Annotated in this window: 14 protein-coding genes; 8 read left to right on the top strand and 6 right to left on the bottom strand. The window is 65.0% G+C overall.

Features of this window, described 5'->3' with window-relative positions; translation table 11 throughout:
• The first annotated feature begins 108 nt into the window (after window positions 1-108).
• Window positions 109-420 carry a hypothetical protein gene (locus AC1DYL_RS01715; protein ID WP_477148741.1) on the top strand — a complete coding sequence of 104 codons (312 nt, stop codon included), beginning with the start codon at window positions 109-111 and terminating at the stop codon, window positions 418-420.
• On the opposite strand, the gene AC1DYL_RS01710 is transcribed toward AC1DYL_RS01715, so the two are convergent.
• Both AC1DYL_RS01710 and ade read right to left on the bottom strand, forming a co-directional pair.
• Window positions 417-2,060, bottom strand: coding sequence for a CocE/NonD family hydrolase (locus tag AC1DYL_RS01710; RefSeq protein WP_477171819.1), 1,644 nt, complete (start codon window positions 2,058-2,060; stop codon window positions 417-419). The two genes, AC1DYL_RS01715 and AC1DYL_RS01710, sit on opposite strands and share 4 nt — an antisense overlap.
• Entirely contained in the window at window positions 2,057-3,769 is a 1,713-nt protein-coding gene (gene ade / locus AC1DYL_RS01705) for an adenine deaminase (RefSeq protein ID WP_477171818.1), read from the bottom strand. Before ade ends, AC1DYL_RS01710 begins: the two co-directional genes overlap by 4 nt.
• Window positions 3,770-3,889: 120 nt before the next feature.
• Here ade and AC1DYL_RS01700 point away from each other — a divergent pair, with 120 nt between their 5' ends.
• Both AC1DYL_RS01700 and AC1DYL_RS01695 read left to right on the top strand, forming a co-directional pair.
• The gene (locus AC1DYL_RS01700; protein ID WP_477171817.1) at window positions 3,890-4,063 is read left to right on the top strand and encodes a hypothetical protein; all 174 of its coding nucleotides are present in this window, start codon (window positions 3,890-3,892) and stop codon (window positions 4,061-4,063) included.
• A gap of 5 nt (window positions 4,064-4,068) precedes the next feature.
• Entirely contained in the window at window positions 4,069-5,067 is a 999-nt protein-coding gene (locus AC1DYL_RS01695) for a DNA topoisomerase IB (protein ID WP_477171816.1), read from the top strand.
• A gap of 2 nt (window positions 5,068-5,069) precedes the next feature.
• On the opposite strand, the gene AC1DYL_RS01690 is transcribed toward AC1DYL_RS01695, so the two are convergent.
• Window positions 5,070-7,193: a bifunctional diguanylate cyclase/phosphodiesterase gene (locus AC1DYL_RS01690; protein ID WP_477171815.1), complete on the bottom strand. Its 2,124-nt coding sequence runs from the start codon at window positions 7,191-7,193 to the stop codon at window positions 5,070-5,072.
• A gap of 139 nt (window positions 7,194-7,332) precedes the next feature.
• A complete protein-coding gene (locus AC1DYL_RS01685; RefSeq protein ID WP_477148747.1) occupies window positions 7,333-8,544 on the bottom strand; it encodes an ROK family protein in 1,212 nt (403 codons plus the stop codon).
• Window positions 8,545-8,897: 353 nt separating this feature from the next.
• Here AC1DYL_RS01685 and AC1DYL_RS01680 point away from each other — a divergent pair, with 353 nt between their 5' ends.
• The 5 genes from AC1DYL_RS01680 to AC1DYL_RS01660 all read left to right on the top strand — a co-directional run bounded on the left by AC1DYL_RS01680 (window position 8,898) and on the right by AC1DYL_RS01660 (window position 13,955).
• Window positions 8,898-9,917 carry a substrate-binding domain-containing protein gene (locus AC1DYL_RS01680; protein WP_477171814.1) on the top strand — a complete coding sequence of 340 codons (1,020 nt, stop codon included), beginning with the start codon at window positions 8,898-8,900 and terminating at the stop codon, window positions 9,915-9,917.
• 84 nt (window positions 9,918-10,001) lie between these two features.
• Complete coding sequence (locus AC1DYL_RS01675; protein WP_477148748.1) at window positions 10,002-11,117, top strand: ABC transporter permease; 1,116 nt, start codon at window positions 10,002-10,004, stop codon at window positions 11,115-11,117.
• Window positions 11,114-11,980 carry an ATP-binding cassette domain-containing protein gene (locus tag AC1DYL_RS01670; RefSeq protein ID WP_477171813.1) on the top strand — a complete coding sequence of 289 codons (867 nt, stop codon included), beginning with the start codon at window positions 11,114-11,116 and terminating at the stop codon, window positions 11,978-11,980. Before AC1DYL_RS01675 ends, AC1DYL_RS01670 begins: the two co-directional genes overlap by 4 nt.
• A complete protein-coding gene (locus AC1DYL_RS01665; RefSeq protein WP_477171812.1) occupies window positions 11,977-13,023 on the top strand; it encodes an NAD(P)-dependent alcohol dehydrogenase in 1,047 nt (348 codons plus the stop codon). The genes AC1DYL_RS01670 and AC1DYL_RS01665 overlap by 4 nt, the downstream gene beginning before the upstream one ends.
• A 149-nt stretch (window positions 13,024-13,172) precedes the next feature.
• On the top strand, window positions 13,173-13,955 hold the full coding sequence (locus AC1DYL_RS01660; RefSeq protein WP_477171811.1) for an SDR family NAD(P)-dependent oxidoreductase: 783 nt from the start codon (window positions 13,173-13,175) through the stop codon (window positions 13,953-13,955).
• 37 nt (window positions 13,956-13,992) lie between these two features.
• Here AC1DYL_RS01660 and AC1DYL_RS01655 read toward each other — a convergent pair whose 3' ends face one another.
• Complete coding sequence (locus tag AC1DYL_RS01655; RefSeq protein ID WP_477171810.1) at window positions 13,993-14,253, bottom strand: GlsB/YeaQ/YmgE family stress response membrane protein; 261 nt, start codon at window positions 14,251-14,253, stop codon at window positions 13,993-13,995.
• A gap of 288 nt (window positions 14,254-14,541) precedes the next feature.
• Window positions 14,542-15,972: an MFS transporter gene (locus tag AC1DYL_RS01650; RefSeq protein ID WP_477171809.1), complete on the bottom strand. Its 1,431-nt coding sequence runs from the start codon at window positions 15,970-15,972 to the stop codon at window positions 14,542-14,544.
• Window positions 15,973-16,017: the final 45 nt, after the last annotated feature.

Genomic DNA, 16,017 nt, shown 5'->3' with positions numbered 1-16,017 from the left:
GCCAACTAAGACTGACACACAAGGCGCGGTGCAGACACCGCGCCCTTTTCATATGTTGGCAATGAACTTCGCCAGCGGCGCGGTTATGGTTCGTGCAGGAGAATGAAGATGAAGCAGATTCTGCTGATCGCCGTACTTGCCGGGCTGGCCACTCCCGCCATGGCGCAGAGCGCCATCAAGGGCATCGAGCTTTCGCCGACGGATGCTGCCCGGGTGGATCGCCAGTGCGACGCGCTGCGGTTCCGGCAGGCGGACTCGTTGGCGTCCAATACGCCGGAAGAGCCGCCAGCTGGGGTGATCGTGGCTGATCCCTCGAGCTACTGGGCGGAGCATGCCGACGGCATGGACGCGGCGCTCGCCAAGATCAACCTCGATACGATCTCGATCCGGGACTGTCGCGAGGCAGGCTTCTATAACTAAGCCCGATCGAGTTCCACGACCGGCAGGTGGATGGCGCTTGGGCGCGCCGGATCGTGGAAGATCTCGATATCCGCCGTTGCGAGGTGCGATGCCTCGCCCAGCGGTTCATCGGTCCCGGTGTTGCGAGCGTAGCGCGGGTGGGCGCCGCTGGCGACGATGACGCGCAGCCTGTGGTTTCGATTGAAGCGGTGCGCCGTGGCGTGCATGCGGAAGTTGAGCTTCCAGATGTCGTCCGTCACCGCCGGATCGGCCGAGGTCTTGCGGATGATCCCGTCGCAGATGTTGGTCGAGATGCCTTTCTCGTCCACATCGCAGAGCCGCACGAAGAAATCGGTATTGGTCAGCGTCGAACGCGCATGCAGCGCAACGCGGACCTGGCCGAGGATAGTGATCGGGTTGAACAGCGGCTCCGAGGTATAGACCAGCACGTCGTCGCGCTTCTCCAGCGGCGCGTTGTCGACCGGGCCGGCGCCGTTGAAGGCAAACATGGCTCCGCCGACGGCAGGCGTCGGATGGGCGGGGTCATAGGTATAGGTATCGGGCGGCGAGGCGCGGACCGGGCGTTGCGATAGCACCTTGTCGGGGTGGATATGCCAGATCTGGTTGTCCGGCTGCACCGGCGGATAGCTGTCGAAATCACGCCACTCGTCGAGCCCGGAGACGTAGAGCCGCACAGGCTTGGAGCGCAACCCACTGGCGTCGCCGAGGAGCTTGGCGTTCATCCACTCGAGCGTCTGCTTGACGCTCTCCATCTGCAGGTCCGAGCTGACGTGGAACCATGGGCCGATGGTCAACTGCGGCGTGTGGCCGGCATCGACCAGCGTTGCGTAGTCGCGCAGCAACTGGTCGAGCATGAAATCGTACCAGCCCGAGGTGAAGCTCACCGGCGGGGTGCGGCTACCGATGCGGTGGGTATGGTCAAGTGGCTGCCAGAACGCGTCGTTGCCGATCGCCTCGTCCATCCAGCGGCGCCAGAACGGCACTTCGCGCCCGGTAACGCGCTTGTCGGCATCGCGCAGTGGCAACTTCATGGTCGCGCGGAGGGTGGCGCGCTCGATGCCGCCGGTGAACATGCGCTGAGCGGTCCGCAGCGGGTTGCCGCGCAAGCCTTCGACGGTCTGGATCCAGCTGAGCCACAGGCCCACGGCGAGGCCGCCGCCGGGAAAGACGATGGAGCGGAACTCGGCGCTGGTCACCTTGATGGCCATCGCGGACTGCTTGGGGAGCGCATCGCAGATCGCCCACTGGGCATAGCCGAGGTAGCTCGGGCCGGACGTGCCGAGGCGGCCATCGAACCAGGGCTGCGCCTTGATCCAGTCGATGGTCGCGAGCCCATCGTCGCGTTCATGCCCGAACGGGTCGAACTCACCCTCCGACTTGTCGGTGCCGCGGCAGGCTTGCAGCACCACATGAAAGCCCCGCTCGGCATAGACCTCGCCGATGGTGGCGAAGCCCGACAGACCATAGGGCTCGCGCATCAGGATGGTCGGGTGCTTGCCCGGCAGTTTGGGTGCGAAGTGCTCGGTCGCCAACGCGATGCCGTCATACATGGGCACGCGGATATTGCGGGTGCGGAAGATGCCGCATTTGCGCTTGGGCAGCTTGTAGAGGTCGGCGACGAAGCGGCTCGCGAAGCTCATTTGACGAAGTCGAACTTGTCCACGTCGAACAGCCCCCGGTCGGTCATCTTCAGGTGCGGGATCACCGGCAAGGCGAGGAACGCCACCTGCAGGAACGGCTCCGGCAGGGTGCAACCGAGCGCGAATGCCGCCTGGCGCAGGTGGTGGAGTTTGTCGGCGACGGTCTCGAAGCTGAGGAGGCTCATCAACCCGGCGATCGGCAGCGCCAGCTCGGCGGTCACCCGGCCGCCGTCGGCCACGGCGAAGCCGCCACCCAGTTCGATCAGCCGGTTCACCGCCACGGCCATGTCCTCGTCGTCGGCGCCGACCACCGTGATGTTGTGGCTGTCGTGGCCGACCGACGACGCAATAGCGCCGCGCTTCAACCCGAACCCCTTGGTGAAGCTCAGCGCCACGTTGCCGTTGATGCCGTGCCGCTCGATGACCGCGATCTTGATCACGTCGTTCTCGATGTCGGGCAGGGTGCCCTTGTCCGAGACTTCGAGGGTAGCGCTTTCGCGATAGGTGAGGATCAGACCCGGTCGGACAGCGATCACCGGCGTTTCGTTCTGGCGAGGGTTTGGCGGCACGATGAACGTCGATGGGCCGACCCGTTGCGCCTTCATCGAGGCGAGCCCAACCGGTGGCACCGGCTGTCGCGCCTCGAACAACTCCGGGCGGACCAGGCGGCCGCCGGAGATCACCTCGGCGACTCGACAGCCTTCGAGGTCATCGAGCAGGGCGATGTCGGCGCGGTAGCCGGGGGCAACGAGGCCGCGGTCCTTTAGCCCAAAAATGCGCGCGGCCGAGTGGGAGGCGGCCCGGTACACATGGTGCAGCGGCCTGCCACGGCCAATGAGGCGCCGGATCGAGCTGTCGAGATGGCCCTCCTCCAGCGTGTCGAGCGGGTTGCGGTCATCCGTGCACAGAGCCACGTAAGCCGAGGTATTGGCATCGAGAATCTCGGCCAGGGCCTCGAGATCCTTGGACACCGAGCCCTCGCGGATCAGGATGGCCATGCCCTTGCTCAGCTTCTCGCGCGCCTCCACGGCGGTGGTAGACTCGTGGTCGGTGCGGATGCCGGCGGCCAGATAGCCATTCAGCGCCAGATCGGTGACCAGCGGCGCGTGGCCGTCGATGTGCCCGCCCTGGAAGGCGACCAGTTTCGCGATGATGCCGGGATCGCCTGACAGCACTCCGGGGTAGTTCATGACTTCGGCGAGGCCGATGACCTGCCGGTGATGCCGGAACTTCTCGAGGTCGGCGATTTCGAGCCGAGCTCCCGAGGTTTCGAAGGGCGTCGCCGGCACGCAGGAACTGAGGTTGACCCGGATGTCCATCACGGTGCGCTCAGCGCACTCGAGAAAGTACCGGATGCCGTCCGCGCCAAGCACGTTGGCGATCTCATGAGGATCGCAGATCACCGTGGTGACGCCGTGGGGCAGGACGCAGCGGTCGAACTCGAACGGCGTCACCAGCGAGGATTCGATGTGCAGGTGCGTATCAATGAAGCCGGGGACGGCGAAACGGTTGTCGGCTTCGATCAGCCGGGCGCCGTTGTAGTAGCCGTAGGTACCGACGATGCGATCGGCGACGATGGCGATATCGGTGTGGGTGATCGATCCGGAGATCACGTCCAGCAGGCGGACGTTCTTGATCACTACATCGGCCGGAACCTCGCCGGCGCCCGCCTTGATCATGCGGGTGAGAAGCTCGGGGGAAATGGTCATGACGCGGCCGTGATCAGCATGTCCCAAAGTCTGCGTTCAGGTCGTCACGGTCAAGTGGGGACGGAACCGCGGGTCGGTGGGAACGTTGATTTTCACATTCATCTGCAAGCGAGTAGCGCCATGCGAACGTTTGATGCTCAAAAGTCTACGACGGAAGTTCGCCAGGGCAGCCGGCGGCTGATGAACTTCCGCGTGCTGATCTGGTCTTTCATCGGCATCGTCCTCGCCTTCGGGCTGATCTACCTGGTGTTTTTCCTGATAGCGCCGCCGCCCAACACCACTACGGGCGTGTAGGGCGAGTGACGCGACTGAAGCGCGTCGGACGCGATGATCTGACTATCCGCCGCCGAAAACACGGACGCACTTTCGGGTTTACCGACGCTGAAGGCGAGTTGATCCGCGACCCGGAGATCAGAGAGCGGGCGCGCGGGCTTGGCATCCCTCCAGCCTGGACCGACGTGCGCATCGCCGCCAACCCGCGGGCTCACATCCAGGCGTTCGGCACCGACGCCGCCGGGCGCCTCCAGTACATCTACCACCCCGATTGGGAGGCGCGTCGTGCCCGGCACAAGCAGCAGCAACTGACGCTGCTGACTGCGGCCCTCCCACGGCTCCGGCGGCGCGTACGGGAGGGGCTGGAGGCAGAGGCCGGCAGCAAGGAGTTGGCCCTTGCCATCGGCGTGGCGCTCATCGACCGGACGGCCATGCGGGTCGGGCGCGAGCGCTATCTCGACGCTCACGGGACGCGCGGCGCCGGTACGCTCTATAGCCGCGATGTCACCGTGCATGGCGATGAGGTTCATGTCGGCTTTCCGGCAAAGAGCGGCAAGAAGGCCAGCTACGGTTTCACCGATCCGAGGCTGGCTGCGGCAATACTCGAGGTGAAGTCCATCCCCGGCCGCCGTCTGCTGATGTATCGCGACGATGATGGCAAAGCCCGCGCCATACGCACCGAGGACCTCAACCGCTACCTGCGCGAGATCGCCGGCGTGGCCGTGACCGCGAAGGACTTCCGGACGCTGCACGCGAGCGCGCTGGCGGGCGAAGCACTGGCAAAACTCGAGCCCGCAGAGTCGGTCAGGGCGCGGAAGCGGCAGATGGCGGCAGTGACCAAACAGGTGGCGGCGTTCCTCCAGAACACGCCGGCCATCTCCCGCAACAGCTATGTCGCCCCCTGTCTTTATGCGCTGTTCGAAAACGGTCGCCTGGCAGCGCTGTGGGCCGCTGGCGGAGACGGGGCCAATGGCGTGAGGCAGCGCGAGGTACGGCTGGCGGCGGTGCTCGACGCGGCCGGCTAGGCTCAGGCGGCGAGCGGTCCGGCAAAGCGGGCGTCGATGTCGCCAACCGCGAGCGGGGTCGAGAACAGGAAACCCTGGAAGGTGTTGCAGCCCATCGCGACTAGGACGCGGAACTGCTCGTCGGTCTCCACCCCCTCGGCGGTGACCTCGATGCCGAGGGCGTGGGCCAATGTTACCATGGCCTGGACGATGGCGTTGGATGCATTGGCCGTCGACAACTGCGCGACGAACGAGCGGTCGATCTTGATGCGATCAACCGGATAGCGCTTGAGGTAGTTGAGCGAGGAATAGCCGGTACCGAAATCGTCGAGGGCGATCCGGATGCCGGCCTCGCGGAAGCTCTGAATAGTGTTCGCGGCGGTCAATTCATCGTCGAGCAGGATGCCCTCGGTGATCTCGAATTCAAGGTCAGTGGGCCGCATGCCGGTGTCGGCGAGCAAGCTGAAGACGCGATCGACGAAGGTCGGGTTGCGCAACTGCGCCGGCGAGATGTTGACGGCAATGGTGCGGCCGGGCCAGCGGGCGCCGAATTCGGCGGCACGACGCAGCACGAACTCGCCCAGTTGCTCGATCAGGCCGGTGCTCTCGGCGATGGCAATGAAGCGCGATGGCGCGATTACTCCGAGTTTCGGGTTGGTCCAGCGCAGCAGCGCCTCGGCACCGACGATCACCTCGTTACTGTCGCAGAGCGGCTGGAAGGCGACCCAGAGCTGGCCGGGACTGCGCAACGCCTCGCGCAGCTCTGCCTCGATGATGTGCCGGTTCTGCACCTGCTCATCCATCGTCTCCTCGTAGACCGCGGCGCGGTTGCGGCCGGCCGACTTGGCTTCGTAGAGCGCGATATCGGCCTTGCGGCTGAGGTCGCGGCTGTCACGCTGGTTGCCGCTGGCGACGACGATGCCGATCGAGACACCGACGAAGGCGTCGCTACCCTGGATGCGGAACGGCTTGGCGATGCTCTCGACGATGCGATGGGCGAGACCGGAGACTTCGTTGGTGCCGCCGTGACAGGAATGGAGGATGGCGAACTCGTCGCCCCCCAGCCGCGCCAGCACGTCCGTCGGACCGACGACATCGCGCAGCCGGTCTCCGACGGCCCGTATCAGATCGTCGCCGGCATGGTGGCCGAGCGTGTCGTTGACCTGTTTGAAGCGGTCGAGATCGAGCATCAGCAGCGCCAGCGGCGGATCGCGCAGCTTGGCGGCCGCGAGCCGACCCTCGAACTGGCGGTCGAAGCTCAGGCGGTTGGGCAGCCCCGTCAGCGAATCCTCGGTGGCGCGGCGCTCGGCCTCAGCGCTCTTGGTCTCGAGGGCGCTGGAGGAGCGCCAGAGCCCGAGCAGCAGCAGCGCCACGACGACGCTGATGACCAGGAAGCCGGCAGCAAGCGCTGGGGCAGTACGCTGCAGCAGCGTTTCGCCCGGCCGGTACGGCTCCCACTCGTAGAAGGTGACGATCCGGCCGGCCCGGTTGGTCACCGGAAACGCGTCGAATGCCGAGCTGCCCGGGGTCGAGGTAAACCTGCCGACTTCCACCAGGTACTTTTCGATGAGCCACATCTCGTAGTCGAGATCGAGCATGGCGATGCTGGCAAGGATGGGCTCGGTTCCGGGCGCGAGCTGGATGTTGCCGGTATCGGAGACGATCGGGGTGACGCTGACAATCGCCGGCTTGCCGTCGATGAGGGCGAAATCGCTCACCGATGGTGGCTTGTCGGCATAGCCGGCACGCGCCAGATCGCGAACCTCGGTGACAAAGGGGAGCACTTGTTCGGCCCGTGACGCGAAGGCGCTGGGCTCGCGTCGTTTGCCGTCGACCGAGGCGTAGGCGGGTTCGTCGTCCTGGAGCAGGATGTAGCTCTCGTCGTGGCCGAAATACTCGTAGGTCCAGCCGCCGATATTGTTGTCGAGCCAGGCGTAGTCGTGCCGCTCGACCGCCTCGATCGTGTCGTCCCAGATGGTCACGCTCTGCTGGTCGTAGGGGACGGTCTCGAGCTGGTCGCGGACCGAATGCGCCACCCGCATGCTTTGCCGGTTGAGCGCGTCCGCGTCGACTTCGCCGGCGGTCCAGAGCACGAAGGCACCGAGTAGCGCCACGGTAACGGCAAAGACGATCAGCACTGAAGTCATCACGACTAGTGGGAAGGATCGTCCTGGCTTGGCACGTTCTGTGTCTGACATGGTGGCCGTAGTCGTGGTGCCCAGACACTGACACCGGAAGCTTTGGAAGTCGTTACTGCGTGGCGCGCTTCCCCGCTACGCCTGGAAACTAAGCATTATCCTTGAAGAGGACTTCGCGGTCCTGCGTGAAATTGGCCAGCAATGGCAGCGAAGCGCCGCCCATGGCGCGAGCGGCGTTGCCGATGCTGCCGGGCAGCAGCTTGAATTGCGATAGCCCCTGCCGGTTGAGCCGGGCGATCGCCGCGTCGGTGCGCTCGATGATGCGGCTGCGCACATGGCTGGGGAAGGCGCCATCGATCAGCACGGTCTCGACGTCGATCACCGCGATGGCCGCAACGATCGAGTAGGCGAGGCTTTCGGCCACCTCGTCGATCCATCGCTCGAGCACGTCGCCCAGGTCGTCGCCCCAGTCATCGGGCGATTGCCAGAGAATCTCCGGGTTGCGTCCGCTGGCCAGCAGTTCGCGCTCCAGCACGTAGATAGAGGCGACATTCATCAGCTGTGGGCTGCGGCCAGCGGGCACGACATGGCCGGGATCGCGCGCCGGCATCGAGCCGAGCGCGGCGGCGTTCTGGGTGCGGCCAGGGAACAGGTGACCATTGAGCACCAGCCCGCCGCCGATGAACGAACCGATGAAAACGTAGAGATAGTCGATGTGGTCGGCACCCGAACCGAACATCAGCTCGGCGGCGCATGCAGCGGTGATGTCGTTGGCGAAATACACCGGCCAGGGGCAGATCGCAGCCATCATCTTGCGCACATCGACCTGCCGCCAGGCGTCGATCTCGGCCTTGGGCGCACCGATCTCCTCATGCCAGGTCCACATCTCGTAGGGCGCCGCGATGCCGAGCCCGGCGATGCGCGCCACCAGTGGCGCCGGCATACCTTCGAGCAGTTCGTCGATGCCGGCACGGGCGAACTCACGGATGCCGTCGGGCGTGGGGTAGGGGTAGGTCTTGTGCAGGAGCTTCAGGATCTCACCGGTGAAATTGATGAGATAGAGATCGACGCTGCGCCGCCCGATCTTCAGCCCGAAGCTCAGTGCCCCCTCGGGGTTGAGCGAATAGGGCACCAGCGGCTGGCCCACCTTGCCGCGCAACGGCTTGCCCCGCAGCAGCAGCCCGTCGGCCTCCAGCGCGTTGGTGATGATCGAGATGGTCTGCGGCGACAGGCCGGTCATCCGGGCGATGTCGGCCTTGGGCAGGTCGCCGTGCCGACGGATCAGGGACAGCACCAGTCGCTCGTTGTAGAGGCGCACGCCGGTCTGGTTGGTGCCGCGGCTGGCGGCTCCCGGCTTCAATCCGGCCTCTCTGGTGCTGGGCCCGCTAACCACTGCTCCCGACCTCTCTTCGACTGCATTTATTGACAATTCGTCCGTTCTCCGTCGCGCGCAGTGAAGCCACGATGGAGACAAAAGTGCAATCGATTACATGGGGTTCGCACCCCCTCCCGAACGAAAGGATTATCCGTCGCGTCCCGCGTGTCAATTAATAAATCAAGTGGATTAATTTATTGACAGCCCGCAGCCGTTGCGCTGAATATCGCGTTCGGCTCGGGGAGGAGTGCGTGCAACAGCACGTCGCCCTTGCCTTCTGCCCAGCTTCCGGAGCCAACCGGCAGGCGAGGCAGGCAACGCAACATTGGGAGGAATTTATGGGAAAATTCGGTTTTCTTAAGCTGACGCTGGCCGGCGCCGTGATGGCCGTGGCAATGGCCGGCACGGCCTATGCGCAGGACGTTACGGTCGGTCTCATCACCAAGACCGAGACCAACCCGTTCTTCGTGAAGATGCGCGAAGGCGCCGAGGCGAAAGCCAAGGAACTCGGGGTGAAGCTCATCGCCTGCGCCGGCAAGTTCGACGGCGACAATGATGGGCAGGTCGCCTGCATCGAGAACCAGATCTCGGCAGGCTCCAAGGGCTTCGCCATCGTCCCTTCGGATTCGAAGGCCATCGTGCCGACCATCCAGAAGGCACGTGACGCCGGTCTCAAAGTCATTGTGCTCGACACCCCGCTCGATCCGATGGACGCGGCCGACGCGACCTTCGCCACCGACAACCGCAAGGCCGGCATGCTGATCGGCCAGTGGGCTGCAGGCACGCTGGGCGACAAGGCCAAGGACGCTGTAATCGTTGCTCTCGACCTCGCTACCAACCAGCCGACCGTCGACTACCTGCGCGACCAGGGGTTCATGGCCGGCTTCGGCATCGACGTGAAGGATCCCAACAAGTACGGCGACGAGGACGACGCGCGCATCTGCACGCACGAGATCAGCCAGGGCGACCAGGAAAAGGGCCGCACGGCGATGGAGAATGCGCTGCAGAAGTGCCCGAACGTCAACGTGGTCTACACCATCAACGAACCGGCAGCGGCCGGCGCTTACGAAGCGCTGAAAGCTGTTGGCAAGGATGATGGCTCGGTGCTGATCGTCTCGGTCGACGGTGGCTGCCCGGGCGTCGCCAACGTCAAGTCGGGCGTGATTGGCGCCACCAGCCAGCAGTACCCGTTGAAGATGGCCTCGATGGCTCTCGACGCGATCGTTAGCGGCACCATTCCGCCAATCGATCCGGCGATGGGCTTCCTCGACACGGGTGCAACGCTTGTCACCGACAAGCCGGTCGCCGGGGTGGAGTCTATCGACACCACCAAGGGTGCCGAGCTCTGCTGGGGCTGATCGTCTAGCCTGACACCATCCGGCTCCCGCGTTCCACGCGGGGGCCGACTTCTGGTAGACATGTCCTAGGGGAGAGGGGACACGATGAGTGACGACGCCACCGGCTCGGCAACGGCTGAAACTGGCTTGAAGGGCGCCGCAACGGAGGTTGCGAGCTTCGAGGAAGACCGCAAGGGGATCATCCGGACCATCCAGGGGATACTGCACGAGTACCCCACGATGATTCCGCTGATCGTGCTCGTGGTCAGCAGCGTGATCTTCGCCATCGCGGCTCCCGGCAAATTCCTGTCGCCCCTGAACCTCTCGGTGGTGCTGCAGCAGGTGACCATCGTCGCCATCCTGGGCATGGCCCAGACGCTGGTGATCCTCACCGCCGGCATCGACCTGAGCGTCGGTCTTATCATGATCCTCTGTTCGGTGGTCATGGGCCGTACGGCCGTGGTGTTCGGTGTGCCGGTCTGGCTCGCCTTCCCGCTGGGCCTGCTCGCTGGCCTCGCCTGCGGCTACCTCAATGGCCTGTTGGTCACCATGCTACGGCTGCCGCCGTTCATCGTGACGCTGGGCACGTGGAGCATTTTCGGCGCGCTCAACACCTTCTATTCCAACAGCGAGACCATCCGGTCGCAGGACATGGAGGCGGCTGCGCCGTTCCTCCTGTGGCTGGGGAAGCTCTTCAAGCTCTACGATATCGGGCTGTTCTTCGGTCTCGACCTGCCCTGGCTGCGGGGCTGGGTGGTGACCTATGGCTCGATCCTGATGATCGTTGTTGCGATCATTCTCAGCTACATTCTGGGGCGCACCGCCTTTGGTCGGCATGTCTATGCGACCGGCGACGACCCTGACGCGGCGCGGCTGTCGGGTATCAATACCAACCGCGTGCTGCTGGCGGTCTATGCGCTTGCCGGACTCATCTGCTCCATCGCAGCGTGGGTCCTGATCGGCCGCATCGGCGGCGTCAGTCCGCAGGCCGGCCAGACCGCCAACCTCGACTCGATCACCGCCGTGGTGATCGGCGGCACGAGCCTTTTCGGTGGACGCGGCTCGATCGTGGGCACCCTGTTCGGTGCATTGATCGTGGGCGTGTTCCGCAACGGGCTGGCCCTCTCGGGCCTTGCCCTCCTGTGGCAGGACTTCGCGGTCGGCGTGCTGATCATCGTCGCCGTTACCATCGACCAGTGGATCAGGAAGATTTCGGCATGAGCGACACGATCAGTATGGGTGGCGTGCCGTCCGGCAACGCTGGGGACATTGTTCTCGAGGGCAGGGGCCTCAACAAGCGCTATGGCCGCGTCGTGGCGCTCGACAACGCGGACTTCAACCTCCGCCGCAACGAGATCCTCGCGGTGATCGGCGACAACGGCGCGGGCAAGTCGACGCTGATCAAGGCGCTCTGCGGTGCCGTGATCCCCGACAGCGGCGAGATCCTGCTCGATGGCCAGCCGGTGCATTTCAAGTCGCCGATGGACGCGCGCAAAGCCGGCATCGAGACGGTGTACCAGAACCTCGCGCTTTCGCCGGCTTTGTCGATCGCCGACAACATGTTCCTCGGGCGCGAGTTGCGGAAGCCTGGCTGGAGCGGGCAGTGGTTCCGGCGGCTTGATCGGTCTGGCATGGCCAAGATCGCGCGCGACAAGCTGAGCGAACTGGGTCTGCTCACCATTCAGAACATCCACCAGTCGGTCGAAACGCTGTCCGGCGGTCAACGCCAGGGCGTCGCGGTGGCGCGCGCCGCGGCGTTCGGCTCGCGCGTGGTGATCATGGACGAGCCCACGGCGGCGCTGGGCGTCAAGGAGAGCCGGCGGGTGCTGGAATTGATGCTCGATGTCAAACGCCGCGGCTTGCCGATCGTGCTTATCTCGCACAACATGCCGCATGTGTTCGAGGTGGCCGACCGGATCCATATTCACCGGCTCGGCAAGCGCATCGCGATAATCAACCCCAAGGAATTTTCGATGTCGGACGCCGTGGCGATCATGACCGGGGCGATGAAGCCGCCGGTCGAAGGCGCCACAGGTCCGACGCATCACTACAAAGTCGGCGAGGAAGTCTCTCAGGTCCAATGACTAAAATGCGCGCGCTCGTGCTCGAGAAGCAGCACGAACTGAAACTCCGTGACATCGATCTTCCGACTGAAGTCGGCCCCGGGCAGGTGAAGATCAAGCTCCATACGGTGGGCGTCTGCGGCTCCGATGTGCACTACTACACCCACGGCAGGATCGGCCCGTTCGTGGTCAACGCGCCGATGGTGCTTGGGCATGAGGCTGCGGGAACCATCGTCGAAGTCGGCGAAGGGGTCACCAACCTCAAGGTCGGCGATCGGGTCTGCATGGAGCCGGGCGTGCCGGATCCGAACAGCAAGGCGTCGCGGCTTGGCATGTACAATATCGACCCAGCGGTGACCTTCTGGGCCACACCGCCGATCCACGGCGTACTGACGCCTTACGTGGTGCATCCGGCCAATTACACGTTCAAGCTGCCGGACAATGTGAGCTTTGCCGAAGGCGCGATGGTCGAGCCGTTTGCGGTGGGCATGCAGGCGGCGACCAAAGCCAAGATCACTCCCGGCGACACGGCGATCGTCATGGGCGCCGGCCCCATCGGCACCATGGTGGCTCTGGCGGCACTGGCCGGCGGCTGTTCGCGGGTGATCATCACCGACCTGGCACAGCCCAAGCTCGATATCGCCGCCCAGTACCAGGGCATCATCCCGGTCAACGTCAGGGATCAGAACCTCCTTGCCGAGGTGAACCGCCTGACCGAGAACTGGGGCGCTGACGTGGTGTTCGAGTGCTCCGGCAGCCCGCGCGCCTGGCAGGGCATTGTCGACGTGGTCCGCCCGGGTGGCACTATCGTGGTGGTCGGCCTGCCCGTCGATCCAGTGAACTTCGACATCGCGTCGCTGTCGGTGAAGGAAATCACCATCGCCTCGGTGTTCCGCTACGCCCACCAATACGACCGCGCGATTGCGCTGATGGCCTCGGGTCGGGTGGACCTGAGGCCGCTGATCTCCGAGACGTTCACGTTCGAGGACTCGATCAAGGCGTTCGACCGCGCGGTCGAGGGGCGGCCGACGGATGTGAAGCTGCAGATATTGATGGACGCTTAGCCCCCTCATCCGGCGCTTCGCGCCACCTTCTCCCAGACGGGGAGAAAGATACGCTGCGGTTCGATCAGGGCACCAATCCCTCTCCCCGACGGGGAGAGGGAGACCGGCGAAGCCGGGGCGGGTGAGGGGTCTTCTAGGGGAATCAAAGAATGGACCTCGGGCTCAAGAACAAACTCGCCGTCATCACCGGCGGCAGCGTCGGCATCGGGCTGGCGGTGGCGGAAGGCTTTGCCGCGGAGGGCGCCAATGTGCTGATCACGGCGCGGGGCAGCGAGCGGCTCCATTCCGAGGCGGCGCGGATCGGTGCGAAGTACCGCGTAGAGGCCCATGGCGTTGCGGCGGATGTCGCGACGGCTGAGGGCTGCGCCCGCGTGATCGCAGCCGCAGAGCGGCTCGGCGGCGCCGATATCCTCGTCAACAATGCCGGTACCGGCTCGAACGAGACGATCGCCGAGGCCGATGACGCCAAGTGGCAGTACTACTGGGACTTGCACGTGATGGCCGCGGTGCGGCTCGGTCGCGGATTGGTGCCCCAGATGAAGGCCCATGGCGGCGGCGCGATCCTCCACAACGCCTCGATCTGCGCGGTGCAGCCGCTGTGGTACGAGCCGATCTACAACACCACCAAAGCGGCGCTGATGATGTTTTCGAAGACCCTCGCCAACGAGGTGGTTGGCGACAATATCCGGGTGAACACCGTGAACCCCGGGCTGGTGCGGACGCCCGACTGGGTGAAAACCGCCAAGCAGCTCGCGGGCGAAGACGGGTTTGAGGCCCATTTGCAGAGCGTTGCCGACGAAGCGGGGGGCATGAAGCGCTTCGCCACCCCCGAGGAGATGGCGAACTTCTTCATCTTCCTGTGCTCGAACAAGGCCAGCTACTCGACCGGCTCGACCTATTTCGTCGATGGCGGCTGGCTGAAGACGGTGTGAGCGCGAGGGGCGCCAATCGGCGCCCCTCGCGGAGGTATCAGACCGTGCGCCGGCCGCGGAACGCGCGGACGATGGCGATGAGCAGACAGGCGCCTATTACCGCGACGATCAACTGACCGACGATGCCGCCCATGGTAGCGCCGAAGATCAACATCAGGAGGAAGTTACCGACGATTGCACCCACGATACCGAGGACGATGTTCATCAGCAGTCCCTGGTTCGTCTTCATGATCTTTTCGGCGATCCAACCGGCCAAAGCACCGATGACGATGCTGAGGATCCAACCAAGTCCTTCCATTCGAGCCTCCAAGAGAAGCGATCCCGTCAGGGACCAGTCCCTATCGAACGTCATGGCAGCCGGCTGGTTCCAAAAGGCTTTGAGTTACAAGAAGATGTGACCCGCCATGCAGGCTCCGCGGGTGGTGGAGCAATTGGTTTTCGCGGTGCCGGTCGATCACGCCCAGCGCGATGATCGCCGGCACCGCGAGTCCGACCGGAGGAGCAGGCAGCATCGCTCCGCCGGTCAGGATGGATGCCGCCGAGGAGGCGCCGGGGCGCCAGTCGGTAGCAAATTCCGTCAGTCCGGCTATTCCGCCGGTTGTGGCACGGCCGCGATCCGCGCCTCCGTCCTCGCGATGCTGAAGCCGATCGGCACCGCCGCAATCGCGACGATGATGAACAGGCCGTAGAGCCAGTTGGCCGCCGCGACAGGTGTCGGGGTCGCGCCGGCGAGGCCGGCGAGGTTGACGATAAGGCCGCCCAGGGCTGCGCCAAGGCCCGAGGCGAAGAGCTGGATGGTGCTCAGTGCCGCCGACGTGACATCGTGCTCACCATCTGGCGCGGCCTGCATCACGCGCGGCGTGAGCTGGGTCCAGGCGGTGCCGATGCCGACGCCCATGACCAGCAGCGACAGGCCGATCGGAACGATAAAGGCGAGGCTTCCCGATGGGTTCGCGTGGCCAACGGACAGCGCCAGGCCAACCGCTGCGACAAGCACCAGCAATGGCCCGCCGGAGATCACGAGGCGCGCCCGGCCTTCCGTCCAGCCGGCGGTGAGCATCGAGCTCGAGCTCCAGCCAACCGCGACCAGCGCCACCATGTAGCCGGCAGCGAGCGGGCCCATGCCGTGTAGCGTCTGCAGGAACAGCGGAATGAAGATGTCGCTGGTGATCGCCATCTGCAGCAGCACCATGACGCCGAACAGCGAGGCGAGCAGCGTGCCGAAGCGGAAGGTCCCGGTCGGCAGGAGCTTCTGCGTGGCGCTCCGCTCGATCATCGCAAGCGCAATCAGCGCGAGAATCGCGACTACCGTCAGGCCGGCCGCCAGCATCACGTCGCCAGACACCGCGCCAGCGGTCGACAGTAGCAGCACTGCGACCACCATGAGGCCGATCTGGCGGACCGGCAGGCTGCTCATGCCCGCCTCGCTGCTCCTCGCCGGCACCACCTTGACCGCCAGCAGGCCGACCAGCCCCGCAAAGGGGACGAGGATGAAGAAGGCCCAACGCCAGATGCCGAGCTCGGCAAAGATCCCGCCAATGGATGGGCCGACCAGCGTGGAGATGCCCCAGATGGCGGAAGCCAGCGCGAAGGCCCGGGCCCACAGGTGCTGCGGGAACACCAGCCGGACCATCATGAAGGTGAGTGCCGCCAGCAGGCCGCCGCCAAAGCCCTGCAGCGCCCTGCCGAGCAGCAGCACCGGCATGGATGGCGCCAGTCCGCAGATCAGGCTGCCCAGGGCGAACATGCCCGTGGCGATCAGGTAGTTCTGCCTCGGGCCGAGCCCGAACGGCCGCACCGCGGCAAAGATCGAGGCGATGATCGAGGCGACGATGAACACCGTCGTCACCCAGGCGAACAGGTCGAGCCCGCCGATCTCGGCCACCACCGATGGCATCAGGGTCGAGCCGATATAGACTTCGATGGCGTTCATGCCGACGCCGCCGATAAACACGGTCACGGCGAGGGCCCGGCCATCCGCGAACAGGTCGCGCCAGCCGTTTTGAGTGGTCGTCATGATGTCGAATCCTGCTGGGCTGTTCAAATTGTCGGTGAGGCTTTA

The organism is Devosia sp. P1_H9 (genome assembly GCF_056405135.1).
The sequence above is the reverse complement of the archived record's forward strand: the minus strand, read 5'-3'. Positions and strand labels throughout refer to the sequence as shown.

Coding starts and splice junctions, on each gene's coding strand:
- AC1DYL_RS01710 (WP_477171819.1), bottom strand. CDS start 2,060: ATGAGCTTCGCGAGCCGCTTCGTCGCCGACCTCTACAAGCTGCCCAAG.
- ade (WP_477171818.1), bottom strand. CDS start 3,769: ATGACCATTTCCCCCGAGCTTCTCACCCGCATGATCAAGGCGGGCGCC.
- AC1DYL_RS01665 (WP_477171812.1), top strand. CDS start 11,977: ATGACTAAAATGCGCGCGCTCGTGCTCGAGAAGCAGCACGAACTGAAA.
- AC1DYL_RS01715 (WP_477148741.1), top strand. CDS start 109: ATGAAGCAGATTCTGCTGATCGCCGTACTTGCCGGGCTGGCCACTCCC.
- AC1DYL_RS01660 (WP_477171811.1), top strand. CDS start 13,173: ATGGACCTCGGGCTCAAGAACAAACTCGCCGTCATCACCGGCGGCAGC.
- AC1DYL_RS01675 (WP_477148748.1), top strand. CDS start 10,002: ATGAGTGACGACGCCACCGGCTCGGCAACGGCTGAAACTGGCTTGAAG.
- AC1DYL_RS01700 (WP_477171817.1), top strand. CDS start 3,890: ATGCGAACGTTTGATGCTCAAAAGTCTACGACGGAAGTTCGCCAGGGC.
- AC1DYL_RS01655 (WP_477171810.1), bottom strand. CDS start 14,253: ATGGAAGGACTTGGTTGGATCCTCAGCATCGTCATCGGTGCTTTGGCC.
- AC1DYL_RS01650 (WP_477171809.1), bottom strand. CDS start 15,972: ATGACGACCACTCAAAACGGCTGGCGCGACCTGTTCGCGGATGGCCGG.
- AC1DYL_RS01670 (WP_477171813.1), top strand. CDS start 11,114: ATGAGCGACACGATCAGTATGGGTGGCGTGCCGTCCGGCAACGCTGGG.
- AC1DYL_RS01690 (WP_477171815.1), bottom strand. CDS start 7,193: ATGACTTCAGTGCTGATCGTCTTTGCCGTTACCGTGGCGCTACTCGGT.
- AC1DYL_RS01680 (WP_477171814.1), top strand. CDS start 8,898: ATGGGAAAATTCGGTTTTCTTAAGCTGACGCTGGCCGGCGCCGTGATG.